Origin of the sequence: Marinomonas sp. MED121 (assembly GCF_000153025.1) — a bacterium.
Taxonomy (GTDB): domain Bacteria; phylum Pseudomonadota; class Gammaproteobacteria; order Pseudomonadales; family Marinomonadaceae; genus Marinomonas.
Map to the genome: position 1 here is coordinate 1,356,226 of NZ_CH672429.1, position 25,725 is coordinate 1,381,950.

Consider the following 25,725-nt stretch of genomic DNA (forward strand, 5'->3'; position numbering starts at 1 on the left):
TTGATGACGACAATTCACGCTTATACTAATGATCAGCGACTATCTGATGTCTATCACGAAGACCTTTACCGTGCCCGTGCTGCAGCAATGAACATGATCCCAACTAAAACTGGCGCAGCCGCTGCGGTAGGCTTAGTTGTTCCTGAACTAGCAGGTAAATTTGATGGTATGGCGGTACGTGTACCTACTATCAATGTCTCTTTGGTTGACTTAACTTTCTTAGCACCACGCGAAACAACAGCTGAAGAAGTAAACCAGATCATTGCTGATGCCATTGCAAACGACGCAACTCTGGCGCAAGTATTAGCGGTTAACAATGAACCTCTCGTTTCTAGCGACTTTAATCACAGCACTTTCACCTCAAATTTTGATGCGACTCAAACTCGCGTTCAAGGCAAGCTTGTAAAAGTAATGGCTTGGTATGATAACGAATGGGGCTTCTCTAACAGAATGTTAGATAACACCATCGCTTTGATGAATGCTAAGTAATTAGTTGAAGGGCTGCTGACGCAGCCCTTTCCCTATCTTATAATCCCTTCTTCTAATTTTTTATCTTGGTAATATTAATATGACTCGTAGAACAAAAATTGTCGCAACATTAGGTCCCGCTTCTAGTTCACCAGAAATGATTGAGAAGCTGATTAATGCAGGCGCAAATGTTTTCCGCCTTAACTTTTCTCACGGTCAACCTGAAGATCATATTAATCGTGCCAATATTGTTCGCGAAATGGCGGCAAAAAATGGCAAGCATGTTGCGATTCTAGGCGACCTGCAAGGCCCTAAAATTCGTATTGCTCGTTTTAAAAACACCAAGGTAAACCTTAAAGATGGTGACACCTTTGTTTTAGATGTCGGTTTTGATAAGAATAACGGTGATGAAACCCGTGTTGGTATTGATTACCCACAACTAGCAACCGACTCAGAACCTGGCAACATTTTATTATTAGATGATGGTCGTGTGGTACTTGAAGTCCTTGAAGTTAAAGGCCAAGAAGTCATTACTAAAGTCATTGTTGGTGGTCCATTATCAAACAATAAAGGCATCAACCGTCAAGGTGGTGGCTTATCTGCTGCAGCATTAACAGATAAAGACAAAGAAGATATCAAAACAGCAGCAGCACTTAAGGCAGATTACCTAGCGGTTTCTTTCCCACGTAGTGCAGAAGATATCGAAGAAGCTCGCAGCCTGGCTCTCGCTGCAGGTCTTGAAACAGGCATAGTATCGAAAGTAGAACGCGCTGAAGCCGTTGCTGATAATGAAACACTGGATGCCATCATTCTTGCTTCTGACGCTGTCATGGTTGCTCGTGGCGATCTAGGTGTTGAAATCGGTGATGCTGAGTTGATCGGTGTGCAAAAACACATGATCAAGCGTTGTCGTCAATTGAACCGCCCCGTTATCACTGCAACTCAAATGATGGAAACCATGATTACAAGTGCGATGCCAACTCGTGCAGAAGTATTTGACGTTGCTAATGCTGTACTTGATGGCACAGATGCTGTGATGCTTTCTGCTGAAACTGCGGCGGGGGATTATCCAGAAGAAGTCATCCAAACCATGGTGCGCGTGTGTAAAGGGGCTGAGAAGCAACCTGCAATCAACCGCTCTAAGCACCGTTTAGATGTGACTTTTACCAGCATTGACGAAACCATTGCCATGTCTGCTATGTATGCAGCTAACCACCTTGAAGGTGTGTCAGCCATCATTAGCTTGACTGAATCGGGCACCACCCCACTATTAATGTCGCGCATCAGTTCTGGTCTACCTATTTATGCGCTTTCACCTAATCAAGAAGCCCTTAACCGTGTAGCCCTTTATCGTGGTGTGACGCCGATTGCTTTCCCATCTAAGGAATACAATCGTGACAACCTAAACCAAGGTTTGGTTGATGCACTTAAGGCTCAAGGTTTAGTCAAAGATGGTGATCTTGTGATCTTAACGAAAGGTGATCATCTAGTGAGCTGTGGCACCACTAATGCGATGAAAATTGTACGCATTGGTGATGTTCACTAAGCAAGCAAAGCCATTAGTTGTTATGATAAATAGCCCAGTTTGGAAGCAAACTGGGCTATTTTGCTTCTATGAGTAGAAAGATGCCGAGTTTGGAGAATGAAAATGCAAAAGAAACAAGCGACGACTAGTGCGATTAAAAACATTGCCCTAGTTGCCCATGACAATATGAAGGCAGAATTAATTGAGTGGGCTGACATCCATAAAGAGAAGCTGGTTGGCCATAAACTATTAGCCACAGGCACCACAGGTAATCTACTCCAAAAACAACTAAGTGTTGCCGTTACCCCTTTAATCAGTGGACCTCTAGGCGGCGATCAACAGCTTGGCGGCATGATTGCAGAAGGTAAAGTCGACGTGCTTATCTTCTTCTGGGATCCTTTTGAACCTATGCCGCATGATCCAGATATTAAGGCATTGCTGAGGGTTGCTGCAGTATGGAATATTCCGATTGCCTGTAGTGTGAGTTCGGCTAACTTTTTGATTTCTTCACCTTTACTTGCAAGCGAATATGAAAGAACAGTACCTGATTACGACGCTTATTTGGCCGCTCGTATTGATGATTAATTGTTGATAATGTTTTAGTTTTATCCAGATCATAGTGAATGGCAGCACCTAACAGCCATTCACTTTATTCGCTACCTATTCACTATCTCGGCTCAGTTTTAAATACACCCCCAAACTGCGAGCAAACCTACCCCCGAAAACAACATCCAAACCCCATTCATCAGTTGCCCATTAGCAGGATTCAGTACCGACTTGAACATAGCAAAGAGCTCATCGACACCGGCAATAATAATGGCCGACATAAAACGCATTATGGTGCGCGTAGTGGAGTTGTAATGATTAATATCCTTACTGACTAACACCTCTCTTCTAAAATGGTTTTACCTAGGTCAAAGATTGCCAAGCCTAAAGTAATCATGACTACCACACTAAATGAGCTACTCGTCGTATCTTCTAATAATGAAAACCCCTTCACTAACGACATGAAAGCAGCCGCTAGAAGCCACAAGGAAACCAAGATCAAAAAACCACCAATCAAGCTATAAATAGCTTGAAAGAAAGGGTGCATACGATTTCTTAAGCCATCACCTAACAAATAAGATAAGAGACGTATCAAACTAAAGTTAATCACTAAATAGCCCATATCTTTCCCTTCAGCCGAAATAACATGTTGCACAGAAGAGAGCGCTAATTGATGCGTCGCTGAAGACAAATAAGGCTGAGTCACTACCACTTTACTTTGGCTTTCTTGAGCTGCTAAAAAATAGGGTCTGCGACTACGATCACTACCCTTACTAAAAGAGCGCCGCCCTCTTGCACTCACCATAGGGCTATATACTGTCTCTTGTTGCTGAATACCATTTACGTCAAGACAGTAAATAAGTTCGACAAAAGGATAAGCTCGACTAAGCTGCTCAATCGTCTCTCTTTGTGATTTTGGATCATTCAATAGAACCTCACTATCTAAACTAGTTAAAATGGAGGCCAATAGGTCGTGAATAACATCCTCATATGCACGATATTTATCTAACGATCGAAAATAGTTCTGCGTTGTCATTTCGCCCTTCACTTTTGCTAAGTTATTAATTCTATTTGTAAAATATAAACATCAATGAAATAAATATTCAACATTCATATTTTTTATATTTAATTTTTTTATGAATCAGACTTAAACTCCCTGTTTCTCTCGCTCGCAAGCCCATAATCGGCTATATTAGCGCCGCAATATCCTTACACTTGAACAGCAGCCGGCATTCACTGCTTCTTAGGTGTAAAAACAGCTCGACCGAACAATCTATCTATCACATATAAACGTTTCGACTCAGTGAATAGAGCCCCCACCAGGTTGGAAACGTGCTATAGGAGAATTACTTTGCAAGCTAAAGTTGCCCTCATCATGGGATCAAAAAGTGACTGGCCTACTATGGAAGGTGCCGCTCAAATCATGGACCAACTTCAGGTTCCATATCATGTGGAAGTTGTCTCAGCCCATAGAACACCAGTAAAACTGGCAGAATTCTCTGAACAAGCAGCAGACAAAGGTATTCAAGTTATTATTGGCGGCGCAGGTGGCGCAGCGCATTTACCAGGCATGGTAGCTGCACACACTCACCTACCTGTTTTAGGCGTACCAGTACAAAGTAAAGCGCTGAGCGGCATGGATAGCTTATTATCTATCGCTCAAATGCCTAAAGGTGTTGCGGTTGGTACGTTAGCGATCGGCACAGCAGGTGCATTTAATGCAGGCCTTCTAGCGTGCCAAATTTTAGCGATTACAGACCCTGAGCTTACCGCTCGCATTCAAGCTTTCCGTGCAGAACAAACAGACACAGTGCTTGCTAACCCAGATCCTAGGGAGGCCTAATGTCTAAAATATGGGTATTAGGCGCAGGGCAACTCGGCGCCATGCTAAAACAAGCAGCAAATCCACTTGGACTTGACGTTGAAACGGTTGATATTGAGAGCCAAGCACAACTTAGCTTAGCGGCTGATGACGTTGTTACCGCAGAGAGAGAAGAGTGGCCTAGCACCACAGCGACTAACCAATTAGCAACACATGCTAATTTTGTTAATTTGCAAACCTTTCCTCAACTTGCAGACCGCTTAACGCAAAAGCAATTACTGGACAAGCTTGAGCTTGCCACTGCGCCATGGTTTCCTGTTACAGAAGAGACCAGTGCAGAGCAACTACACCAGGATTTAGGTGAACGCGTCTTATTAAAACAACGCCGTGGTGGCTATGACGGCAAAGGCCAGCATTGGTTAAAAGCGTCTCAGCCAAGCGAAGTTCCTCATGACTGGAAAGGTTGCGCGATTGCAGAACAAGGTATTGGCTTTGATGAAGAAGTTTCTATTGTTGGCGTAAGAGGCAAGTCTGGTGAAACCTATTTTTATCCTTTGACTCTGAACCTACACATTAACGGCATCTTGTATGCGTCTATCGCACCATTAAAACGCTTAGCACCATTACAAGCTAAAGCTGAAGAGATGCTAGCCAAGCTTATGAATGACCTGGATTATGTTGGTGTGATGGCAATGGAATGTTTCCGTGTTGGCGATCAACTCATGATTAATGAGCTAGCCCCTAGAGTTCATAATAGTGGCCATTGGACTCAAGCAGGGGCAAGCGTAAGCCAATTTGAGAACCATATGCGCGCTGTAGCAGGGTTACCCTTAGCAAAAGCTGTCATTAAAAACCAAAGCTTGATGGTTAATCTCATCGGCGTTCCTGTGGATTACGATTGGTTGTCTATTCCCGGTTTAGAGCTATATTGGTATAAAAAAGAGGTCCGAGTGGGTCGTAAAGTCGGTCATTTAAATTTTTGTAGTGGCGATCAAGCAGAATTAAAAGACGCACTTATAAAATTAGACAAGCTACCAACCCCTTATAATCAAGCCCTATCTTGGTTAACAGGGCATCTTTCACACTAAGGAAATTGGGAACATGTTAATTAGTATTGTATAATATAGTGCTAATGATCGTGCTCCCTACTTTAGTCCTAGAAAAGTTAAATTAGAAGTTCTAGGCATTGTAAGTTCGCTATAAAAAGAATAACTTTTTCACTATCAAAACCTATTGGCCTTTATCTTTTATGCTAAACCAGTAGAATTAAGATTAATGGAATAACTTATTGATCATAAAGCGAAGATTGTTACTTCGTCCATCGTCTCTAAGATGTTAGTTTAGGAGAGTACATGCAAGCTATAGAACTTGATCACTATGATTGGAGGCTTTTAAAAGCGCTGCAGAAAAATGCGCGTCTGTCTAATGTCGCCCTATCTGAAACGGTCAGCTTATCCCCTTCACAATGCTCAAGACGATTGCAACGCTTAGAACAAAGCGGATTAATAGAGAATTACATTACTCATTTAAACCCTAGCTCACTTGGTTTTCATGTAATGGCATTCGTTAATGTCACCTTAGACAAAAAAGGTGGTAAAACAGCGATGGAATTTCAAGAAGAAATAAACAAGATAGATAATATTCTTGAATGCTACTCAGTGACAGGAGATACCGATTACCTCTTAAGAGTTGTCAGTGCAGACCTTAAAAGCTTCTCCGATTTCATGATGGACCAACTGGTCTCGCTATCGGGTGTTAGCCAAGTAAAATCAACGGTTATTCTAGATCAAATTAAACACCAAACAGTACTTCCACTGCCTGCTTAGGCATTGAGTATTCGCCATATATTTGCGCAAGCAAAATATGGCGATTATCACCTCGTTTCACTCTCTCTTTTTATAGAAATAAATGGCTTCCTCACGATTATTTCTACATAACGTCACTTGCGGCTAAAAACGACCACGCCAGGTATAAACAGATAAATATGTGTCGTTTTTGAACATTCCCATAAAAACCTCTCAAAGCGAGAATTCTCGCAGTCGCACACACGCTTTACAGCAACAATTTAACTCAAAAAATTATGAGTTAAGATACAAATAATTACTATAATCGAGAGAAGGCGACGACGCTTTACCCCTTTAAATTCATTTGAGCTCTAGGTCGCTCGAATCCCAATACATAATGAGGAAGTCGCAATGGGAAATAAAATAACACTCACAGACATCACCAACCCTTCCCTCTCTCGAGAAGACGTTAAAGCGTTAATAGAATCTCGTAAGCGTAATTTTAGTTTAGAAGCTCCTTTCTATAACTCCAAAGAGATATACGACTTAGACATGTCTGAGATTTTCTGTAAGAGTTGGATTTTTGCAGGCCTAACCTGTGAAATTCCTAAAACAGGCAATTACATGACATTGGAAATAGGCAACAATCCTATTTTTCTTGTACGCGATAAAGAAGGCAATATACAAGGCTACCATAACACTTGTCGTCACCGTGGCCATAAAGTGGTATTAGGTGAAGCGGGTAAAGTCGCTAAGCTTGTTTGCCCATATCATCAGTGGACCTATGAACTAGATGGTGAATTGTTATTTGCTAACTCTATGGAGCTAACCGACGGTTTTGATAAAAAAGAATTTAGCTTACATTCCATCTCTGTTGAGGTGTTACAAGGCTATATTTTTGTCAGCCTTGCAGATGAGCCAGAACCTTTTGGTGCTTTTGCAGAAAAAGCCCAAGCACATATCGGCATCCATGATTTAGAAAATGCTAAAGTCGCTGTTGAAAGTCATATCGTTGAAGATGCCAACTGGAAACTAGTCATTGAGAATAACCGTGAGTGTTATCACTGTAATGGTTCCCACCCAGAGCTCCTCAACTCTTTGATCGAATTTGATGATACAACAGACCCAAGAGCAACCGATGAATTTAAAGCCCTTTGCGCTGAAAAAGAAGCTAAATGGGAAAGTTTAGGTGTGCCTTATAAGCATATTGAAGAAGGCCTAAGAAATCGTATTGTTCGTATGCCGCTGTTAAATGGCGTTGTCTCTATGACAATGGATGGCAAACGCGCGTGCAGCAAGTTACTTGGTAATATTCCTGATGAAGATATGGGTGCAATGCGTTTCTTACACCTACCTAATTCATGGAATCACTTTCAAGGCGATCACCTTATTACTTTTAGAGTCCTTCCTCTAGGTCCTGAAAAAACCCTCGTCACTACAAAATGGATAGTACATAAAGATGCAGTAGAAGGCGTTGATTATGATGTGGAGCGCATGCGCCATGTATGGGATCACACCAATCAACAAGATAGAGACCTTGCCGAGCGTTCACAAGAAGGTATTAACTCTATTGCATACCAACCAGGCCCCTATCACCCAACCTATGAATTTGGGGTCATCAACTTTGTTGATTGGTATTGTGATGAACTAGCTAAAAACTTGTAAAGCAGCCACTAACACGAAAATAAAAAAAACCGGAATCATGAAAAATGACTCCGGTTTTTTTATCGGCGACAATCTTAATTAACAGCATCATAAGCTTCTATTATCCACTTTTCAGCCTCTGCTGCTTGCAACCATTCTTGCATTTCAGGCAGTGCATACATTGCCTTTGACCAGGCTTCAAATTCATCACTGACAAATAAACCATAATTTCTAATTCGCCACATAACGGGGGCATACATAGCATCGACTATTGAAAAAGCGCCACATAAAAACGGCCCCTGACTACGACTTGATATCAATTCCTCATCAGCCTGATAAAACTGCCGCCATAAATCAGCGAGACGCGCAATATCCTTTAAACTTTCTGCGTTTGCACTTACCTTAGTTTGACGACGACAATTCATAGGAAACTGACTTCTGAGCCCCAAGAAACCTGAATGCATCTCGGCGGATGCCGATCGAGCCAATGCTCGCCAGAGTTTAGATTCTGGCCACAAATTTGCCTCTGGGTAGGTATCGGCTAAAACCTCCATAATCGCCATGGAGTCCCAAACAACTTGATTATCAATTTTTAAAATCGGCACACTTGCCGGAATCACTTCTTGCCTTGCAAAATCTGTTAATGATGTATCGTGATAAAAAGGGAAAATGGTTTCTTCAAAGGCTAGCCCTGCCACCTTCATCGCAAGCCAAGGCCTTAAAGACCAAGAAGAGTAGTTCTTATAAGCAATAAACAATTCCATTTATCAAACCCCTTTATAAAGTTTGTGATTAAGAGAAGCCTCATGCTAGGCTGACATAAAGAACAATAAAAGCGAATTAATCCGAACAAACCATTCGAAAAAAGCGAATAGATATTTTCCATGACACCAAAACAAGTCCGCAGCTTACTCGCAGTTCATCAAGATGGCAGCATAAATAAAGCCGCCCAACGATTACACTTAGCACCTTCAAGCATTTCCGCTCAATTAAAAGAGCTTGCAGCAGAATTAGAAGTACCACTTTTTGAAAGCAAAGGACGCAACATTCAACTCAGTGACATCGGCCTCTCACTGTTACCGAAATTTCAGGCATTTTGTTCTCAAGAAATACAAATAAAACAAATAGCACAAAACTTTAAGGGCTCGCTTAAGGGAAATATCACCTTGTTTGCTCCAAGTTCACTCTGTATTTATCGATTACCTAAGCTGATTGAAAAGTTGCAAGAATCAGAGCCAGAATTAGAAATTACATTGATTCATGAGCCTTACGATTATGAGACAGCGCTCAAACAAAATGACATAAATGCTGCCATCATTATGAGTAAAACATCAGAACTTGCGATTGAAGAGAAAAAATGGGGGTCAAAACACCTGAAATTAGAACCTATTATTTATGTTGCTAGCCCTGATTTTTGTCGGGCAAGTACCCCTTTGACGGTTGCAGAGCTTAATCAATACCCGTTAATCACAACCGAAGCAGAATGCAATTATCGAAGAGCGGCAGACCTTCATTTTGTGGAATCAGGATTTATTCTAACGCCAAAGCAGAGCTTTTCGAATGTAGAAGTTATTAAAAGGTGTTTGCTTGCAAAAATGGGAATTGGTCTATTACCTTTGTGTGTTGTAGAAGAGGAAATTAAACGCGGAAGTTTGGTCCAAATACAAGTAACAGGCACACCATATTTATTCCAATCACACCTGATCTATCCTAAACAGCATACAGACAACAAAAAGCTATCGGCACTACTTGCTCTAGCTGTCTAAGTTACTTTAACTATCTAAGGAAACAGCGCATAAGTATTAATTCGTATTACAGCAAAAGAGTTAAAAAATCTAAATACCGAGCTTTTTAGAACTTGAATCACAAAAAAGTTAGTATGTTTGATCAATTTTCATGCAAAAAATAACATCCAAAGCAAAAAACTGAACGCAACTCAGTAATATTTTTTAAAACAAATATACCTTTCATTGATAAAACACAGAAAAAACCTAAAAAAATCATAAAATCGCAATATTCAAGAGTAGTAATTTTATTTTTTATATTCTTTTTGTAAATGCTTCAGTTACAATTATAAGTACTAAAAGAAATTAAATACCCTAGAATAGCGCCACTTATTAATTACCAACTTCTGCGGATTTGAACCGCCTAATTTAGGCCCCCACTAAAATTTACAGGAAGAACAATGTCAATTTTGAAGCAGTTAACAATCAAACAACAACTTGTTTTTGGTTTGGCTTTACTTATTTCCATCGTTATTGCCCTTGGCTCATTTTCGTTCTATCAAATATCGAACTTAAGCCATCTAACAGAAAAAGTTTTTGATCATCCTTTTACTGTCACTCGCTCCTCTTTAACCGCTGAAGTTGAGCTAACTCAGTTGGAGCTTTTGGTTGAAAAAAACAGACATGCAGCGACCCAAACACAAGCCTCAAAAGATGAAATTCATCATTTAGAAGATCTTATCATGCAGGATCTTAAACTTGTTCAGGAACGAGCTATTGGGGATAAGATTCAACGCCAAATAAAAAGCAGTATTGAGCACTTTGAAGATTGGATAGAACTTGAGGAAGAGATTCTTTCTCTGACTAGCCTTAATAATAAAGCAGCCCAAGACAAAATCGATTTAGCAGAAGATAAACTCCATGAACTTGATAGCGAACTAGAAAGAATCATTGAGTTCTCTGTACATAATGCAGAAGTTTACCGAGAAAATGCAGGTAAAACACGAGAAAATGCCATTACCACAGGCATTATCATTATTGCAGTAGCGGTTGGCTTTGGGATTTTTATTGCCATCATCTTGCTTAACAACATCTTAAGGCCGCTTAACACATTAACTCGTAGCATCACTCAGATTGAACAAGAGTCTGATTTAACCGCGAGAGTTTCCATCGATAATAAAACAGAAATTGCGCAAACAGCTGATGCCATTAACAGTATGCTTAGCAAATTTCAAACAAGTCTAGATGAAGTGTCTGATGTGGTACTACAACTTTCAGCCACCTCACAACAAACCTCAGCTATCACGGAACAAACAACGGCTGCGGTAAAAGATCAATCAGATAAAACCCAGCTACTCGCTACGGCCTCTCATCAGATGAGCCAATCCATTAGGGATGTTGCCCTTAATGCCAATTCGGCATCCGAATCAACCGTTGATATCAATAGCCGAACACAGCAAGGCCTTGAAGCCATGCAAGATACCATTGAAGAGATCGATGTTTTATCAAAAAATGTGGGCGATGCTGGCAGTGTTATCGCTCAAGTAGAACAAAACAGTGAAGAAATCGGTTCAATTTTAGACGTTATTCAAGGCATTGCAGAGCAAACTAATCTTCTGGCTTTAAACGCAGCAATCGAAGCTGCACGAGCAGGAGAGCAAGGACGTGGTTTTGCTGTTGTAGCGGATGAAGTTCGTAACCTTGCTAGCAAAACTCAATCTTCTACTGAAGAAATTAATCAAATGATTTTAAAGCTTCAGACTGATTCAAGAGAAGCGGTTAGCGTAATGGAGCAAAGTCAAAATACTGCAGGTATGGCGACTGAAAAAGCGAAAATGACCAGTGATATTTTAATCGGCATTAACAAGGCGATTCATGAAATCAATGAGCAGAATGCCCTTATTGCAAGTACCACCGAAGAACAAAGTGCAGTAACAGACGATATTTACCTAAATGTTAGTCAAATCAGCGAAATGACGAAACAGACCAACGAAGGCGCTGAGCAGACTAAAGAAGCCAGTCTCAATTTAAACCAGTTGGCACATCAACTTAAAGACTTAATAAAACAATTTAAAGTATCTTAAGACAGACACTTTGATGACAAAAAAGGCAGATAAAAATCTGCCTTTTTTGCATTGAAGTACGTATTTTGACTTTATAAAGTCACAGCACCTTCATCTAATACATCTTCAGCAAGGTAGCGGGTCAAGGCTTGTAACAAAATAGCAAACCTTTGCGCCTCAAGAGAGCCTTCACTTGGCATCAAATAGGTAGCGTTAACCTCAAGTTGAATGCTTGGTACGCCTCTTTTGCTAGCAAACTTAGCAATAGTTTGCTGTGTACTTGCACTAAAGCGATTATACGAAATACTGCTAATACCTTCTTTCGCCAATTGCTCAATCAAATCAGCAACCAATTCATTTTGCCCTAACACAGCATCCCCATTCATGTTACCTATATCAACATCATAAGAACGCATTGGATTACTGCCATGGATATCTAGCACTAGTTTGGGTTTTACCTGTTCAATTAAGCTATCTAACTGACGTTTAAATTCATTATTATCTTCGAAATTGGCATCTGTCTTATTCTCATATTGTGCATAAATCACATGAGCACCAACAAGTTCGGCTAAGGCTAACGCATAAGCGGCTGTTCCACCCCCATCTGAAAAGCGATACTTTCCATTTCTATACGGCCTCACCGAATGGGGCGCCGTAATGATAATAGGCTGGCTACCAGCTACAATTTTGTAACTCTTTTGGTCGGCTGGTAAAGGCACATCCTGCCTTTCGTTTAAGACCTTTTCTATCTTAATCGCATCGCGCACCAACTTAGGTTCAATAATTGCAGCAGGATAAGTCTGTGCTAACGCTTCATGGGTGGTTGCATGTTTTGCGGTTGAGGGTAGCTGAGTACTTTGACAAGCAAGCAAAAATCCGGCACTAAAGATCAGCCCTAATTTTAAGCTTAGGCTTATATTTGACATGATAATTTTCCTTATATTCGTGTCTAAACAATGGTTTAAGCTATATAAGATCAAGCTCAATCAAGCACACTAACACATTACAAATAGGGTTAAAAACATTGTATAAATCCCCTGCACAGCCTCCGGCCTTTAATGATTAATGCCAAACCCACAATCATTGCATAAAATGCAACACTATAATGATTATATATCAATATACACAAGACTAAGCTTTCTGTAGAGTGTGCTCAACCTTAAGGAAAAAGCATTATCCTTATTATAATATTCCCGTTTAATCTTATTTATTTAGGACGATTTCATGTCAAATAATTACTTCAACACCCTGCCACTTCGTGAGCAGCTAGAACAACTAGCAAAATGTCGTTTCATGTCTATGGATGAGTTCAGCGATGGCGTTGAAGCACTTAAAGGCAAGAAAATGGTCGTTATCGGTTGTGGTGCACAAGGTCTAGCACAGGGCCTTAACCTACGTGATAGTGGTTGTGATGTTGCTTACGCTCTTCGTCCTGCTGCCATTGCTGAAAAACGCCAATCTTGGAAAAATGCAACTGAGAACGGTTTTGTTGTTGGTACTTATGAAGACCTTATCCCAACAGCGGATGTTGTTCTTAACCTAACACCAGATAAGCAGCATACTCCTGTTGTTAACGCTGTAATGCCTCTTATGAAAGAAGGCGCTTGTCTTTCTTACTCTCACGGTTTCAACATTGTTGAAGAAGGCATGCAAATCCGTGATGACCTAACCGTAATCATGGTTGCACCTAAGTGCCCAGGTTCTGAAGTGCGTAACGAATATGTACGTGGCTTTGGTGTTCCAACACTAATCGCTGTACACGAAGACAATGATCCTAAAGGTGAAGGCCTTGCACTAGCGAAAGCTTACGCTGTAGGTACTGGTGGTCATAAAGCCGGTGTTCTTATGTCTTCTTTCATTGCCGAAGTTAAATCTGACCTTATGGGCGAGCAAACTATCCTTTGTGGTATGTTGCAAACTGGTTCTATCCTTTGCTTCGACAAAATGGTTGAAGAAGGTGTTGACGCAGGCTACGCATCTAAATTGGTACAATACGGCTGGGAAGTGGTTACTGAAGCGCTTAAATATGGCGGCGTAACTAACATGCTAGATCGCCTTTCTAACCCAGCTAAGATCAAAGCATTTGATCTTTCTGAAGAGCTGAAAGTCATCATGCGCCCGCTATACAACAAGCATCAAGATGACATCATCAACGGCACTTTCTCTCGAGTTATGATGGAAGATTGGGCTAACGATGACGTTAACCTACTAGGCTGGCGTGCAGAGACTGCTGAGACTAACTTCGAAAAAACGCCAGCAGGCGATGTTGAAATCACTGAACAAGAGTTCTTCGACAATGGCATCTTGATGGTTGCTATGGTTAAAGCAGGTGTTGAGCTTGCTTTCGAAACAATGACAGCTGCGGGTATCGTTGCTGACTCTGCTTACTACGAGTCACTACACGAAACGCCACTTATCGCTAACACGATTGCGCGTAAGAAACTTTATGAAATGAACGCAACTATCTCTGATACTGCAGAGTACGGTTGTTACCTATACAACCACGCTTGCCTACCGCTTCTTGCTGACTTCATGAAAGACATCAAGACTGACGTAATTGGCCGTGGTCTAGAATCAAGCGAAACTGGCGTTGATAACGCGCGTTTGATCGAAGTAAACAAAGCACTTCGTTCACACCCAGTTGAAGCAATTGGTGATACGCTACGTGGCCACATGGCTGACATGAAGAAAATCGTTTAATCGATTTCTTTAAGTAGATTAAAAAAGCCAAGACCAAGGTCTTGGCTTTTTTTTGCGAAAATTAGTTCGCATCAAACTGCGTCTTTCTCTTCTCTATTCAGACCCTAGGGCTCGCTGAAGATAGCCACAACAGCTATCCAACCTATAAACAAAACGAAATGAAGCTTTCTGCTTAGCTCCATATAACGCCAATACTTATTCGTTAGTTGATGCGTGACGCATATATTTTTGTATTCTTGTAACTGCTCTTTCTGTTTAACAGGACTAAAGTACTCCTGATAATCAGCGCCATACTCTTTTAATGTCGGCACGATAATTTTTTTACGTATATAAATCACACGTCCTATCGCTGCGGCAAATAAGAGCCAATAAGCAAAGATGATCACTTCAGTATTCATAATAAACTCGCCTTTAAATTTAATGCTATTCTAGAGAACCTGTGAATCAAGAGAAAACATTTTTCTCAAAAATCATCGCATAAGACAGAGAATCACAGACGAATAAGCAAACTCAAAACACTAATAAAAAGTACTCTATCACTTTCATATCTTGATTTTAAACCACCATATGAAATCGAGATTTAGAATAAGGAATATGATTACATACCAATTAAGGTCTAGTTTCACTAAAATGTAGCCATTATTGATGAGCCGTAAAGGCTCTAAGCTAGGAGACTAAAATGCAATATAATGTTTATTTATCCGGTGAAATTCATTCGGATTGGCGTGATCAGATTAAAAAAGGCATCGCTGAAAAAAACCTTCCTGTTACTATTTTTGCTCCTAACTGCCACCATGAATCCAGTGACGAAGTGGGGTCTGTGATTTTAGGCGAAGAAGATAAAGCCTTTTGGAAAGACCATAAAGCCGTCAAAATTAATGCTATTCGCATTAATAATATGATTAAAAAATCCGATATAGTCGTGGTTCGATTTGGTGACAAATACAAGCAATGGAATGCCGCTTTTGATGCGGGTACAGCCGTTGCATTGGGCAAGTCCTTAATTACCATGCACTCTCCAGAGTTAACCCACCCACTCAAAGAAGTGGATGCGCAAGCGCTAGCAGTCACAGAAACACCTGAGCAAGTTGTCAGTATTTTAGAATATATTTGCCAAGCCTCTTAACTGGCTCAGATAAATGAAAACAAAAAAAGGAAGCCTAGCTTTCTTTTTTTGTTTTATGAAGAGCGAAATCATTAACAATAAATCGATTTACTTTTAGAAAGAAGTGACTAAATTACTTCTTTTGAGTTCCGACAAAAACAAAGAATGTTCTATTTAAGTAAATTGAAGTTTTAGATCAGGACTAGAAGGCAAAACAGGATAACGACTTGAAATCGCAATTCTATTCCAAGCATTAATAACTATGCTTAACCATTCTATTGCAGCAATTTGTGTTTTCGTCAGTACCTTAGTAGCCGCTTTATAAACAGACTCAGGTACCTGCCCTTTAGCAATTAAAGTGATAGATTCAAGTAAGTCAAAAGCCGCCTTTTCCTTATTATCAAAATAAAGTGACTCTCGCCAAGCGGAGACTAAACTGATCCTCTCAATAGATTCACCACTGTCAGAAGCATCCTTACTATGTAAACGAATGCAAAAAGCACATTGATTAATTTGTGACGCACGAAGCTTTAACAGATGACTAAAGCCTTCATTAATACCAGCATCTTCGATGAATTGCGTCGCGATGCAATCAAGCTGCACGACTGACTTGTACATGACGGGACTTGCTTTACCTAGATTGACTCGATCTTCCATTTTCTACCTCAACATATTCTTCAATTAAATAAATGAATACGGAACTATATAAAACTAGTACGCTTTACGTAAATTCACATAGTCAAATACTTAAATAAATCTCAGTTAGCAAAAAAATACGTTACCAGCTCATCAAAAACCTATCAACTGACTTTTTTGATTTACATTCAGGAAGGATACAAAACAGCTAAATAGGTCATTTATTCGTAAGCGTTTTGATAATAAATAGAAAAGATTATTTAAAATAAATTGAGCTATTTGAAACCCAAACAAAATTTTATAATCACACTACATCTTTATAAAGTTGAATTAGCGTTCAGTAATTAAATTAAGCCCTCCTTAAAGATCACATATTTATTAAGGAAGATGCGAATAAGAAAACAACTTGCTGGAAATTGCTATTGTTTTTGAGCCAGCTTGTTATTGTCTAAATTTAAAAAAGGGTCAGTATTAGATTTAGATTGATCTATATCATAACGAAAAAGCGACCTAGCAAGATTTAACAACAGGCTATTTATGACTCCCTTAATTCACCCAAGTACACTGTTTCGACATCTCATAAACCTTTACCCACCCTATCTATTCACAGGTATCAAGGTGTCATCCATTAGTCGCGACTTTAGAAACTTAAACGTCGAGATGCCCTTACGTTGGTATAACCGAAATTATGTCGGCACTCACTTTGGTGGCAGCCTTTTTGCGATGACAGATCCATGGTTTATGCTGATGTTCATGCAAATACTGGGCAAAGATTATCTTGTTTGGGATAGTAAAGCTGCAATTGTGTTTATTAAACCAGGCACAAGTAAGGTAACTTGTGAGTTTGACATCAGTGATTCAATGCTAGCTGAAGCCCGCTTAAAAACAGAATCTGGAGAAAAATTCTTACCTGAATATGAAGTCCGTATTCTTGATAAAAATGGCGATTTAGTCGCTAGAGTTAAAAAGCAAATCTATATCAGAAAGAAGAAAGGAAGATAAAAAGTCGTTTAGAGATAAAAACTAAACTCATTTGTCGCGTATAAAACAAATAGAATTTTCTCCTCAAATACCTTGTGAAAGTACGAAACCCTACTAACACCTTGTCTATTAAAAGAAATCACTGGGATTTTAAATAAATACAAGCACTGCTACTAGTGGTTTTCGGGCTACAATAGGGTATTTAATTTTTTGCTGAAAGAGAGATCAATGCACACGATTCACGCTCGTAATTTATCCGTTTTATTTGACAATGAATTTACTCTCAAAACGGTCAACTGGACCATAGAGCCAAAGCAACATTGGGTAATTACGGGAAATAATGGCGCAGGAAAATCAGCACTGGCCGCAAGCTTATGTGGCTACGGTGATATTACTCAAGGTGAATTAATGGGTTTGCCCACAAAAGTAGCCATCGTTTCCTTTGAAGCTCAAGCAGAAATAATTAGCAATGAGCTTAAAAAAGATGACGCCGACATTATGGATGTTGTGGCAGTAGGAACGCCTGTTAGAGACATTTTACAAGGTGACCAAGAGACCGCCATCAATACTCAAATTGTCGAACACTTGATCTCACAATTTCAGCTCGGTTACCTTTTGGATAGAGCTTTTCGTAAACTCTCTACTGGCGAAAGCCGTAAGGTCATGCTAGTTAGAGCACTTGCCAGTGAACCTGAGTTATTGATCTTAGATGAGCCTTTTGACGGTTTAGATGCTGATACATTAGCCATGCTGCAACACTATCTAGATCAAATAAAAGACAGCATTCAAATTGTTATGGTGCTTAATCGGTTTGATGAGTTTCCGGCATTCACAACTCATGTCGCTTATGTAGATCACGGGGAATTAAAACATACTGTTGCTAAAGCCGATAAAGCGGCATTTGATGACCTTTACCAACTCTTGCATTTAAAAAGCACTGACCTCTCTATTCCTGAAGCGAGTACTGAGTCTTTATTAAATAGCCTTGATGCATCACAGCCACTGGTAAACCTAAAAGAGATTTGTGTAAAATATGCTGATGCCATCATACTCGATGGCATAAATTGGTGTATTAATCGACAAGAACATTGGCAATTAAGCGGCCCAAATGGCAGTGGTAAAACCGCCCTATTATCCTTAATTACAGGGGACCACCCTCAATGTTATGTTAATGACATTTTTGTGTTTGGGTTCCAGCGCGGTAACGGTGAAAGCATTTGGCAAATTAAGCAGTATATTGGCTATGTATCGACGGCTCTACAATGGGAGTACCGAGTAGGAACCAGTTTGAAAAATGTCATTATTTCTGGTTTTTACGACAGTATTGGCCTTTATAATAAGAGCACAGACATTGAAAAAGCGATTGCTAATCAATGGCTTGAACTATTAGGCATGGGACATAAAGCAGATCAACCTTTCAACCAGTTATCTTATGGTGATCAAAGGCTTATCTTAATAGCAAGAGCCATGGTAAAGCACCCTCCCCTATTAATTCTTGATGAACCCTGCTTAGGACTAGATGATATTAATAGACAGCTAGTATTAGCCCTCATTGAAAAGATTTGTGCAGGTAGCGAAACCACGGTTATTTACGTCAACCACCATGCTGAAGATAAAATCAAAGGTATCAGCCGACACCTTAAATTAGATAAAAAACAAAGCTAGTCTTTTTAGAAGGTGCGATTACTTTGCACCTTCCTTGTTTCATTACAGTAGCCTTGAGGCAAAATAACGCTTATCTTGCCGATAACTTTAATGTCAACTTTTGCGACAAAGGGGTAATCATAAAAGAGATCACCATCGCTAGCGGCCAAGCAAAAGCAAACGCCTTAAACCAGCTAAATACAAACACTTCAGTCCAACCTATATTGAACCAGGTCACCCAAAAACTCATTAGCAATGACAGTTGAAAAGACATAATGAGGGTAAAAATTAAGCGCTCTTTCATTGCTTATTTCCTAACAATTTGAACAGACTTAAAGTATATTTATTTCCATTATTGTTTTATATAGACAAAATCAGAACAACAAATTGCATTTTTGAAATCATAATAATATTTGGCACCCTATGTACGACGACCTCAATCTCTTTATACAAATTGTTCAGCATCAAGGCTTAGCAAAAGCAGCTACAAAACTAAATATGTCCGCTGCAACCATCACTAGACGCTTACAAAAACTTGAGCAAACCCTTAACACTCAATTGGTACACCGCTCGGCAAGGCAGTTTGTTTTAACCCCAGAGGGACAAACCTATTATCAAACCTACGAACCTATATTTGAGCAATTAGAAGCCTCTAAAAATGCACTCGATATGGAAAGCCAAGAAACCTGTGGCAGCTTAAAAGTCTTTACCCCTACTAATATTTCATTAGGCTTTTTACAGCCCATGTGGTCAGCTTTTATTAAACAATATCCAGATATTCGGCTAGAGCTTCAGCTCAATAATCAAAGAGAAGATCTCCTGGCCGCTAAGGCCGATATTGCACTTCGTATTGGTCCACAAAGTGACTCTCAGCTTTATCAAAAAAAGTTAGGCAGTCTATCCACTTTATTTGTCGCAGCACCTAGCTATTTAACACTAAAAGGTGAACCTCAAACACTAGAGGAACTAGAAGAGCACACCTTACTTGCCACCCATACCCTACCTAATTGGCAGCTCAATCAAATTAGCACAGGAAGAAGCTGTGTATATCACCCAAAAATATCCACACTCACCAATGACATCAGCCTGATTACTCACTTTGTCTGTGATGGTCTGGGAATTTCACTCTTACCAATCAATGAAGCAAGAGATCATCTAGCATCGGGTCGTATTGTCCAAGTGTTAAAAGACTGGAAGGGGCCAGAAAGAGAGCTCTTTGCCGTCTGGTCTACGGGTCGTTTACTTAATCCTAGAGCCAAGCGTTTAAAAGAATACATGCAAGATTATATTCAACTAAAACTCAACGAGCTTGCCTTAGAAAATTAGAGCCTGCTTTTTTAATGTGGATGGATAAGAGAGCTATTCTCCACTCCCCTAGCTTGTTATCATGCGTCCAAAATTATCATAGGAAGTTAAAGTGCAGACGCTAGAGCAATTAAAAAATGGTGAACTTAAAGGCACAGTTCGCTTAAACCTAAGTGAAAATCTTAGCCAGTTCCCCACTGAAATTTTTGACCTTGCTGATAGTCTTGAAATACTTGATCTATCCAATAATCAATTAAGCGAACTCCCCCAAGATTTAGGAAGGCTGAAAAAGCTAAAGATTCTATTTTGTTCAAACAATCAGTTCACCAGCCTTCCTCCTATGCTGTCTCTTTGCCCAAAACTTGAGATGATAGGCTTTAAATCAAATAAAATTGAGCAAGTACCAGCGTCATCTTTACCCCTGAAAACCCGTTGGTTAATTCTCACTGACAATCAAATAGTCGAGTTACCTAAACGCCTAGGGGAGCTATCACAATTAGAAAAGCTCGCCTTATCTGGCAATAAGTTAACCGCTTTACCTCAATCCTTATCGCAATGTCATAAGTTAGGCTTAATTCGTCTATCTGCAAATGAATTAAAAACTTTTCCAGATGTATTGCTAGACCTTCCCAAGTTAGCTTGGCTTGCTTTTGCTGGTAACCCTTTTTGTCAACGAAATGCAGTTGAGCAAAAAATTCAAACGGTAAATAAGAGCTTGTTTAACCTACATCAAATATTAGGACAAGGTGCTTCTGGCGTTATTTCAAAAGCAACATTAACCGAGAGCAAGCATGCTTTTCCGGATGAGGTTGCTATTAAAGTCTTTAAAGGTGAAGTCACCAGTGATGGATACCCAGAAGACGAATTAGATGCCTGCTTATCAATAGGTGACCACGCTAATTTGGTCAAACCATTAGCCCAAATTAATGAAGCAGACTACTCAGCTTTAGTCATGGAACTCATTCCTGCTGATTATTACAATTTAGGTCAGCCGCCAAGTCTTTTAAGCTGTACAAGAGATACCTTTACTCAAGGCCAAAGTTTTAACATCAATGAAATATCTAGCATAGTGTTCCAGATGGAAAGCTTGCTTGAACACTTTGAAAATAAAGCGATAAGCCACGGTGATTTATACGCACACAACGTCCTAATTAATAAAGAAAACCATATTTTATTTGGAGATTTCGGTGCGGCTTCAAAATATGAGCACCTATTAGATTATCAAAAACAAGGAATACAGAAGATAGAGAGACGAGCACTGAATTATTTCATTGAAGATATGCTAAGTCTATGTATCGAAAATGACAAAAGCACACCTGAATATCAGGCACTTGCAGCCAAACGTCATTAAGTTTGGCTCATTTTTTATCACGGTATTTGATTCCATGAGTTATGGGAAATTATCATTTCAATCGTTCCTGACTATGCGAGTTTTCTCTCCTTCAAATGCATCATACAAAGCCATATGCGCCTGCTTAGAGAAGCAATCTTCGCGGGTCTCATAAGCCCTTATCCACTCAATAAGCATATCTAAATTAGCGTCTTGGGCTTGTTTTGATTCATATTTATGAGGCTCCCAAGGTCTTTTTTTTGCGTTTTCAATACATTCAGAGATAGGAAGATCCATAAAATAAGCTTGTGTAGACTCCTTAGTTACAAGAGAAAGTAAGTCAGCATAGCAACCTTCGATAACCCAGTTATCATTCCCTTGAATAAAGCTATCAATCACTTTTTTTGAGTTTGCTAGAGAGGCTCTTTTGGGAACATCTGCATCTAATTGCCAAGCAAGGGTATCTAAATCCAAATGGGCTAGCTTATGAATCAAACTAAGCTTTTTAGCTAAACTTGATTTACCTGATGCTGAGTTGCCAAACACTATTATTCGTTTCATGTTAACCCCTTTCTATTTTCCCTGATCGAACAATCCTTAATATAACCTTAAGCTTTCATAGTTAACATACTAAAAATTTCATTATCACCTTGGTAACTCTTCTATGTTTATTGCTATCACCATTCTCATTGTTTCTTGCTTAATCATACCGGCACTCGGCGTAATACAAAGCTATATCGGATTACCTATGGAAGCAGCATTCAGTCACTATCTTGGACTTGTAGCTTTATTAGGTATGTCATATTGCTATATTTTAGCCACGCGCTTTAAATTAGTAGAAACCCTATTTTGTGGCCTTGATAAATCCTATGTCTTACATAAATGGTTAGGTTTAGGTTCTCTCGCCGTCATTTTTTTACATGATCAGATAGATGCCGAGATTAAAAGCCTTGGCTCCCCAAGTATGGGTGAACTGGCAGAAGATTTAGGCGGACTGGGGTTTGATGGTTTACAAATTTTATTGCTTATCACAGTTATAACACTCATCCCTTACGCACTATGGAAATTTACCCATAAGTTTATTGGCGTACTCTTTATCATATCTGTTTTACACTTTGCTTGGATGCCAAAACCCTTTGACCTCACCTCGCCACTTGGTTTGTACATTTTAAGCATATGTGGTTTAGGTATTTTATCTTATTTTTACACCCTAACTTCTGGCTTTGCTAGGGCATCAAAAAAACAGAATCCATTAAAGGGAACTCGTGCATATAAAGTGATTAACAAAGAGGTTACTGGTGACATCATCAGTTTTGAAATAGCGCCAATACAAAAAAGTATTCGCCATCAGGCGGGCCAATTTTCTTTTATTTCTTTTGATCATCCTAAATTAAAAGAGATTCACCCTTTTACAATTAGTAAAGCGCCCACCCAAGAGGGCAACTTAAGATTCAGCATCAAAGCACTGGGAGATTACACTAAAGAGCTCCCTAAACATTTAGAAATTGGTATGACAGCCAATGTGAGCAAAGCTTACGGCCATTTTGGCAAAAAGTTAGGAAAACGCGATGAAATTTGGGTTGCTGCAGGCATAGGCATCACACCTTTTGTCGCCATGGCTCAAGCCTTATCAAAACAAAAAGACACCGAGGATAAAAGCACTCACCTGTTTTACTGCGTTCAAAACAAAGAACAAGCCGTTCACTTAGAAGAGTTAGAAAAAATTGCCGCTAAGTGCTCACGCTTTCATCTGCACCTTTGTGAATCGTCACAAGGTAAGCGTATTAGTCTTGAGCAAATAAAAGAGGCTATAGGATTTGATATTAAAAAGGCTTCGATCTCGTTTTGTGGCCCGACTAAACTTCGTAAAACCCTGCAAACTTGGTTTAAGTCTGAATCAGTCCCAAGCAGGCGCTTTCATTATGAAGTATTTGAGATTCGTTCAGGTATCGGTATCAACCCGATTGTAAAATGGGTTCTCAAATTATTAGTTATGCGTTTCCCTAAAATCAAACAAGCCTGGACTAAATTACCTTTCTAATAAGGCACGTTACCTTCCCACAGTTCACTGAATTTATAAGCTTAAAATAGATAAGGCTAATGATAATGTCATTAGCCTTATCACTCATTGCCAACTTTCAAGACGCTTATGAACGGACTTTTTAGGCGTTTTGCAAACTTGTTGAATCTGCTCAAAGTTGAGATCAAATAACCCATAACGTTCCCCAATGTTATCTAACATTGCCATCCACAATTTAGCTGTCATTTGGGCATCATATAAGGCTCGGTGAAAATCACCAGTACCACTCAAGTTAATATAATTAACAAGTGCCCCTAAACTATGGCTAGGGGCATCTTGAAAAATTCGACGGGATAATAATAAAGAACAAGAAAAGTCACCCTGATAGACATGATTAAAACGGGAAAACTCAGCATCTAGAAAACGACGATCGAAGGATGCATTATGCGCGATGAGGTTATTATCTGCGATGAACTCAGCAAAGCTTTCCATCACTTCACGACAAGAATCGGCCTGAGCTAACATGGCATTGCTAATCCCTGTGTAACCTTCAATGAAGGAAGTAACACTAAACCCAGGATTCATCAGGGCTTGAAACTCAGCAACAACTTCACCGGCCTCTAGCTTTACCGCTCCAATTTCAATGGCTCTATCACCCTGATCTGGTGATAATCCCGTGGTTTCAAAATCAAGAATGACTAGACTATCTGCGCGCATCTAAGTTCCATAAGAAAGAAGGATTAAAGGCCTGTAGATTAGCAAAAATCAGATTAAAAAATCAGCCTGATAGGGTATTTTGTAATACTTAAGGGAAAAAGTAATTGCAGATACGACGATACATAGAAATAGATTCAGGCGGCATCGCATCTTTTTTAGTGATCTTATGGCCCTTCCCTATCTGCGCGTACATAAGCTTACTTACCGCACTCATAGCAGCCACTTCAGCTTTAGTGATGGTTAGGGACCTACCTTGATTTTTAACAAGCCTAGCAATCATGATTCTCATGGTAATTAAATATTGGCGGGTCATAGGCGCTTTAGTCCCAACAAATTTAAACCAATCATCATTCATCTTACGCATCACAGGTTTTAAAACCTCTGGATTGTTGACGGTAAAACCGGCCCCATCTACCGTGCCTTTTGGAGCAGCACGCATAAGATCGTAAATAAGATGTTCTTTTTCTTTTGCCACCAGCATGCCTTTAGTATTGAGCTGGAGCTCACCTATGATGCCATTATCCATAGGTAAGAAAAATTTAATATCTTGATAACCAGAATTTAACGCACCAGAGTTATGCGGGTCTTGCTCACTGCCACCAGAAGACGTGCCATAACGATTTTTTAAGGACTTGGCATATTGACGAACCTGTTTAAATTCATCACTGCCTTCAATTTTATCTCTGGCCATATTCATATCAAATTCATTGTCGAATTCAACCGTCATACGAGCAATATCTTTTAAATCGCCAAAGTCTGATTCTCTTTCACGGTTAGTGATTTTATCTAAAGCACCATTAAAGCTTTTTAACCCATTGAATGCCCCAGGTGGGCAAGAAATACGTCCGTGAAATTCTGCCGCTAAATCTTTTGAGAGTGAAACAAGTTGAGCCTGCGCAATTTTCATTCGCTCAAACTGCATAAACAGACTTTTCATTTTGAACTTGGTATTTGCAACAAAACGCCTATCACGACTTGTTAGGGCATAACCTTCTTTTAGACGTTTACGAGTCTCTTCAGGGACATAATTTTCAATTGCACTGGGATCAGTCAGCATAATCAAAATTTTACGATCAGCTTCAATATCAACATAGGGGCCAAATAATGAAATCCACCTGGCACAAACATTATTATCATGGCCACGGATTTTTTCTTGAAGCATTTTAATCGCTTCAGCATACGACTCTTGATTGAGCAAGGGGTACCCTTGGCTAAGATGAGTACTCGAATCCAATCGTTTTAGAATTTTGCCACGATTTTTACGCGCGGCAACTTCTATTTCGTCCAGCCTTAATGCTTGTTTGATGAGCTGTTCTGGTGACTTTTTTTGTAAATAAGCCCTTTGCCCAGAATACTTTTTACGCATTGAAGCATTAAGTTTTTGCTGTAGTGCATCCTCTTTTTGCGAGGCTAATACACTACTTGTGATCGTCATAATTACTTACCCTTTAATGCTCTTCGAAATTGCTAACTATCTCAACTTAACCCACTTATCAAATATGGCCTTTGTTTAATAAACATGGGCTAAGTCATAGTGATTTATAACAAATTTACCTATGACAATTGTATTAAAGTTTTATGGAGTAATTGTGCAGTTGATCAAGGTGTACAGAGTTTTAATAGGGAGTTTTGTAACTGAAAAGTTGGAATTAAACAAGCGATTAATAATCAAAAGCGTCCCTAACTTAAAACTTGATAACGCATTAAGTGA

25 protein-coding genes and 1 pseudogene are annotated in these 25,725 nt (G+C 39.6%); 16 read left to right on the forward strand and 10 right to left on the reverse strand.

Annotation, left to right across the window (positions count from 1 at the left end; translation table 11 throughout):
• The 3 genes and pseudogenes from MED121_RS06165 to MED121_RS06175 form a co-directional block, all read left to right on the forward strand.
• Positions 1-489 (forward strand): annotated as a pseudogene (locus MED121_RS06165) (erythrose-4-phosphate dehydrogenase); the annotation flags it as partial.
• 79 nt (positions 490-568) lie between these two features.
• The gene (gene pyk / locus MED121_RS06170) at positions 569-2,014 is read left to right on the forward strand and encodes a pyruvate kinase (protein ID WP_009832772.1); all 1,446 of its coding nucleotides are present in this window, start codon (positions 569-571) and stop codon (positions 2,012-2,014) included.
• 96 nt (positions 2,015-2,110) lie between these two features.
• A complete protein-coding gene (locus tag MED121_RS06175) occupies positions 2,111-2,578 on the forward strand; it encodes a methylglyoxal synthase (protein WP_009832773.1) in 468 nt (155 codons plus the stop codon).
• 98 nt (positions 2,579-2,676) lie between these two features.
• On the opposite strand, the gene MED121_RS24610 is transcribed toward MED121_RS06175, so the two are convergent.
• Together MED121_RS24610 and MED121_RS06180 are read right to left on the reverse strand one after the other, a co-directional pair.
• A complete protein-coding gene (locus MED121_RS24610) occupies positions 2,677-2,880 on the reverse strand; it encodes a hypothetical protein (protein ID WP_242603181.1) in 204 nt (67 codons plus the stop codon).
• Positions 2,874-3,575, reverse strand: coding sequence for a hypothetical protein (locus MED121_RS06180; protein WP_009832775.1), 702 nt, complete (start codon positions 3,573-3,575; stop codon positions 2,874-2,876). Before MED121_RS06180 ends, MED121_RS24610 begins: the two co-directional genes overlap by 7 nt.
• Positions 3,576-3,890: 315 nt before the next feature.
• On the opposite strand from MED121_RS06180, the gene purE reads away from it, so the two are divergent.
• The 4 genes from purE (at position 3,891) to MED121_RS06200 (ending at position 7,810) form a co-directional block, all read left to right on the forward strand.
• A complete protein-coding gene (gene purE, locus MED121_RS06185) occupies positions 3,891-4,382 on the forward strand; it encodes a 5-(carboxyamino)imidazole ribonucleotide mutase (protein WP_009832776.1) in 492 nt (163 codons plus the stop codon).
• On the forward strand, positions 4,382-5,449 hold the full coding sequence (purK, locus tag MED121_RS06190; protein ID WP_009832777.1) for a 5-(carboxyamino)imidazole ribonucleotide synthase: 1,068 nt from the start codon (positions 4,382-4,384) through the stop codon (positions 5,447-5,449). The genes purE and purK overlap by 1 nt, the downstream gene beginning before the upstream one ends.
• A gap of 264 nt (positions 5,450-5,713) precedes the next feature.
• A complete protein-coding gene (locus tag MED121_RS06195) occupies positions 5,714-6,187 on the forward strand; it encodes an Lrp/AsnC family transcriptional regulator (RefSeq protein ID WP_009832778.1) in 474 nt (157 codons plus the stop codon).
• Between the two features lie 369 nt (positions 6,188-6,556).
• Positions 6,557-7,810: an aromatic ring-hydroxylating dioxygenase subunit alpha gene (locus MED121_RS06200; protein ID WP_009832779.1), complete on the forward strand. Its 1,254-nt coding sequence runs from the start codon at positions 6,557-6,559 to the stop codon at positions 7,808-7,810.
• A 74-nt stretch (positions 7,811-7,884) separates the two neighbouring features.
• On the opposite strand, the gene MED121_RS06205 is transcribed toward MED121_RS06200, so the two are convergent.
• Positions 7,885-8,553 (reverse strand): glutathione S-transferase, encoded by a 669-nt coding sequence (locus tag MED121_RS06205; protein WP_009832780.1) that lies wholly within the window; start codon positions 8,551-8,553, stop codon positions 7,885-7,887.
• A 120-nt stretch (positions 8,554-8,673) separates the two neighbouring features.
• Between MED121_RS06205 and MED121_RS06210 the strand changes: the two genes are divergently transcribed.
• Positions 8,674-9,555: a LysR family transcriptional regulator gene (locus MED121_RS06210; RefSeq protein WP_009832781.1), complete on the forward strand. Its 882-nt coding sequence runs from the start codon at positions 8,674-8,676 to the stop codon at positions 9,553-9,555.
• Between the two features lie 419 nt (positions 9,556-9,974).
• Positions 9,975-11,597 carry a methyl-accepting chemotaxis protein gene (locus MED121_RS23630; protein WP_009832782.1) on the forward strand — a complete coding sequence of 541 codons (1,623 nt, stop codon included), beginning with the start codon at positions 9,975-9,977 and terminating at the stop codon, positions 11,595-11,597.
• A gap of 71 nt (positions 11,598-11,668) precedes the next feature.
• Here MED121_RS23630 and MED121_RS06220 read toward each other — a convergent pair whose 3' ends face one another.
• Complete coding sequence (locus MED121_RS06220) at positions 11,669-12,502, reverse strand: ketol-acid reductoisomerase (protein WP_009832783.1); 834 nt, start codon at positions 12,500-12,502, stop codon at positions 11,669-11,671.
• 298 nt (positions 12,503-12,800) lie between these two features.
• Between MED121_RS06220 and ilvC the strand changes: the two genes are divergently transcribed.
• A complete protein-coding gene (ilvC, locus tag MED121_RS06225) occupies positions 12,801-14,276 on the forward strand; it encodes a ketol-acid reductoisomerase (protein ID WP_009832784.1) in 1,476 nt (491 codons plus the stop codon).
• Between the two features lie 104 nt (positions 14,277-14,380).
• Here ilvC and MED121_RS06230 read toward each other — a convergent pair whose 3' ends face one another.
• The gene (locus MED121_RS06230; RefSeq protein ID WP_009832785.1) at positions 14,381-14,674 is read right to left on the reverse strand and encodes a hypothetical protein; all 294 of its coding nucleotides are present in this window, start codon (positions 14,672-14,674) and stop codon (positions 14,381-14,383) included.
• A 281-nt stretch (positions 14,675-14,955) separates the two neighbouring features.
• Between MED121_RS06230 and MED121_RS06235 the strand changes: the two genes are divergently transcribed.
• Positions 14,956-15,402: a YtoQ family protein gene (locus tag MED121_RS06235; protein ID WP_009832786.1), complete on the forward strand. Its 447-nt coding sequence runs from the start codon at positions 14,956-14,958 to the stop codon at positions 15,400-15,402.
• A gap of 153 nt (positions 15,403-15,555) precedes the next feature.
• Here MED121_RS06235 and MED121_RS06240 read toward each other — a convergent pair whose 3' ends face one another.
• Entirely contained in the window at positions 15,556-16,038 is a 483-nt protein-coding gene (locus MED121_RS06240; RefSeq protein ID WP_009832787.1) for a carboxymuconolactone decarboxylase family protein, read from the reverse strand.
• 516 nt (positions 16,039-16,554) lie between these two features.
• On the opposite strand from MED121_RS06240, the gene MED121_RS06245 reads away from it, so the two are divergent.
• Positions 16,555-17,019, forward strand: a complete 465-nt coding sequence (locus MED121_RS06245) for a DUF4442 domain-containing protein (RefSeq protein ID WP_036178836.1) — start codon at positions 16,555-16,557, stop codon at positions 17,017-17,019.
• Between the two features lie 207 nt (positions 17,020-17,226).
• Positions 17,227-18,663, forward strand: a complete 1,437-nt coding sequence (gene modF / locus MED121_RS06250; RefSeq protein ID WP_009832789.1) for a molybdate ABC transporter ATP-binding protein ModF — start codon at positions 17,227-17,229, stop codon at positions 18,661-18,663.
• 70 nt (positions 18,664-18,733) lie between these two features.
• On the opposite strand, the gene MED121_RS06255 is transcribed toward modF, so the two are convergent.
• Entirely contained in the window at positions 18,734-18,946 is a 213-nt protein-coding gene (locus tag MED121_RS06255; RefSeq protein ID WP_009832790.1) for a DUF2798 domain-containing protein, read from the reverse strand.
• Positions 18,947-19,065: 119 nt separating this feature from the next.
• Between MED121_RS06255 and MED121_RS06260 the strand changes: the two genes are divergently transcribed.
• Together MED121_RS06260 and MED121_RS06265 are read left to right on the forward strand one after the other, a co-directional pair.
• A complete protein-coding gene (locus tag MED121_RS06260) occupies positions 19,066-19,968 on the forward strand; it encodes a LysR family transcriptional regulator (protein WP_009832791.1) in 903 nt (300 codons plus the stop codon).
• A 91-nt stretch (positions 19,969-20,059) separates the two neighbouring features.
• A complete protein-coding gene (locus MED121_RS06265) occupies positions 20,060-21,298 on the forward strand; it encodes a leucine-rich repeat-containing protein kinase family protein (RefSeq protein ID WP_009832792.1) in 1,239 nt (412 codons plus the stop codon).
• A 57-nt stretch (positions 21,299-21,355) separates the two neighbouring features.
• Here MED121_RS06265 and MED121_RS06270 read toward each other — a convergent pair whose 3' ends face one another.
• On the reverse strand, positions 21,356-21,838 hold the full coding sequence (locus MED121_RS06270; RefSeq protein WP_036178840.1) for an AAA family ATPase: 483 nt from the start codon (positions 21,836-21,838) through the stop codon (positions 21,356-21,358).
• 103 nt (positions 21,839-21,941) lie between these two features.
• Here MED121_RS06270 and MED121_RS06275 point away from each other — a divergent pair, with 103 nt between their 5' ends.
• Entirely contained in the window at positions 21,942-23,318 is a 1,377-nt protein-coding gene (locus MED121_RS06275) for a ferredoxin reductase family protein (protein ID WP_009832794.1), read from the forward strand.
• Between the two features lie 84 nt (positions 23,319-23,402).
• Here the strand turns inward: MED121_RS06275 and MED121_RS06280 are convergent, their stop codons facing one another.
• Positions 23,403-24,014, reverse strand: a complete 612-nt coding sequence (locus MED121_RS06280; protein WP_009832795.1) for a 3'-5' exonuclease — start codon at positions 24,012-24,014, stop codon at positions 23,403-23,405.
• 88 nt (positions 24,015-24,102) lie between these two features.
• Positions 24,103-25,449 carry a hypothetical protein gene (locus MED121_RS23635; protein ID WP_009832796.1) on the reverse strand — a complete coding sequence of 449 codons (1,347 nt, stop codon included), beginning with the start codon at positions 25,447-25,449 and terminating at the stop codon, positions 24,103-24,105.
• Between the last annotated feature and the right edge of the window lie 276 nt (positions 25,450-25,725).

What these genes read in the sequence shown, in the direction of transcription:
- pyk (WP_009832772.1), top strand. Translation starts at nt 569, where the DNA reads ATGACTCGTAGAACAAAAATTGTCGCAACATTAGGTCCCGCTTCTAGT.
- MED121_RS06175 (WP_009832773.1), top strand. Translation starts at nt 2,111, where the DNA reads ATGAAAATGCAAAAGAAACAAGCGACGACTAGTGCGATTAAAAACATT.
- MED121_RS06180 (WP_009832775.1), bottom strand. Translation starts at nt 3,575, where the DNA reads ATGACAACGCAGAACTATTTTCGATCGTTAGATAAATATCGTGCATAT.
- purK (WP_009832777.1), top strand. Translation starts at nt 4,382, where the DNA reads ATGTCTAAAATATGGGTATTAGGCGCAGGGCAACTCGGCGCCATGCTA.
- MED121_RS06195 (WP_009832778.1), top strand. Translation starts at nt 5,714, where the DNA reads ATGCAAGCTATAGAACTTGATCACTATGATTGGAGGCTTTTAAAAGCG.
- MED121_RS06200 (WP_009832779.1), top strand. Translation starts at nt 6,557, where the DNA reads ATGGGAAATAAAATAACACTCACAGACATCACCAACCCTTCCCTCTCT.
- MED121_RS06205 (WP_009832780.1), bottom strand. Translation starts at nt 8,553, where the DNA reads ATGGAATTGTTTATTGCTTATAAGAACTACTCTTCTTGGTCTTTAAGG.
- MED121_RS06210 (WP_009832781.1), top strand. Translation starts at nt 8,674, where the DNA reads ATGACACCAAAACAAGTCCGCAGCTTACTCGCAGTTCATCAAGATGGC.
- MED121_RS23630 (WP_009832782.1), top strand. Translation starts at nt 9,975, where the DNA reads ATGTCAATTTTGAAGCAGTTAACAATCAAACAACAACTTGTTTTTGGT.
- MED121_RS06220 (WP_009832783.1), bottom strand. Translation starts at nt 12,502, where the DNA reads ATGTCAAATATAAGCCTAAGCTTAAAATTAGGGCTGATCTTTAGTGCC.
- ilvC (WP_009832784.1), top strand. Translation starts at nt 12,801, where the DNA reads ATGTCAAATAATTACTTCAACACCCTGCCACTTCGTGAGCAGCTAGAA.
- MED121_RS06230 (WP_009832785.1), bottom strand. Translation starts at nt 14,674, where the DNA reads ATGAATACTGAAGTGATCATCTTTGCTTATTGGCTCTTATTTGCCGCA.
- MED121_RS06235 (WP_009832786.1), top strand. Translation starts at nt 14,956, where the DNA reads ATGCAATATAATGTTTATTTATCCGGTGAAATTCATTCGGATTGGCGT.
- MED121_RS06240 (WP_009832787.1), bottom strand. Translation starts at nt 16,038, where the DNA reads ATGGAAGATCGAGTCAATCTAGGTAAAGCAAGTCCCGTCATGTACAAG.
- MED121_RS06245 (WP_036178836.1), top strand. Translation starts at nt 16,555, where the DNA reads ATGACTCCCTTAATTCACCCAAGTACACTGTTTCGACATCTCATAAAC.
- modF (WP_009832789.1), top strand. Translation starts at nt 17,227, where the DNA reads ATGCACACGATTCACGCTCGTAATTTATCCGTTTTATTTGACAATGAA.
- MED121_RS06255 (WP_009832790.1), bottom strand. Translation starts at nt 18,946, where the DNA reads ATGAAAGAGCGCTTAATTTTTACCCTCATTATGTCTTTTCAACTGTCA.
- MED121_RS06260 (WP_009832791.1), top strand. Translation starts at nt 19,066, where the DNA reads ATGTACGACGACCTCAATCTCTTTATACAAATTGTTCAGCATCAAGGC.
- MED121_RS06270 (WP_036178840.1), bottom strand. Translation starts at nt 21,838, where the DNA reads ATGAAACGAATAATAGTGTTTGGCAACTCAGCATCAGGTAAATCAAGT.
- MED121_RS06275 (WP_009832794.1), top strand. Translation starts at nt 21,942, where the DNA reads ATGTTTATTGCTATCACCATTCTCATTGTTTCTTGCTTAATCATACCG.
- MED121_RS06280 (WP_009832795.1), bottom strand. Translation starts at nt 24,014, where the DNA reads ATGCGCGCAGATAGTCTAGTCATTCTTGATTTTGAAACCACGGGATTA.
- MED121_RS23635 (WP_009832796.1), bottom strand. Translation starts at nt 25,449, where the DNA reads ATGACGATCACAAGTAGTGTATTAGCCTCGCAAAAAGAGGATGCACTA.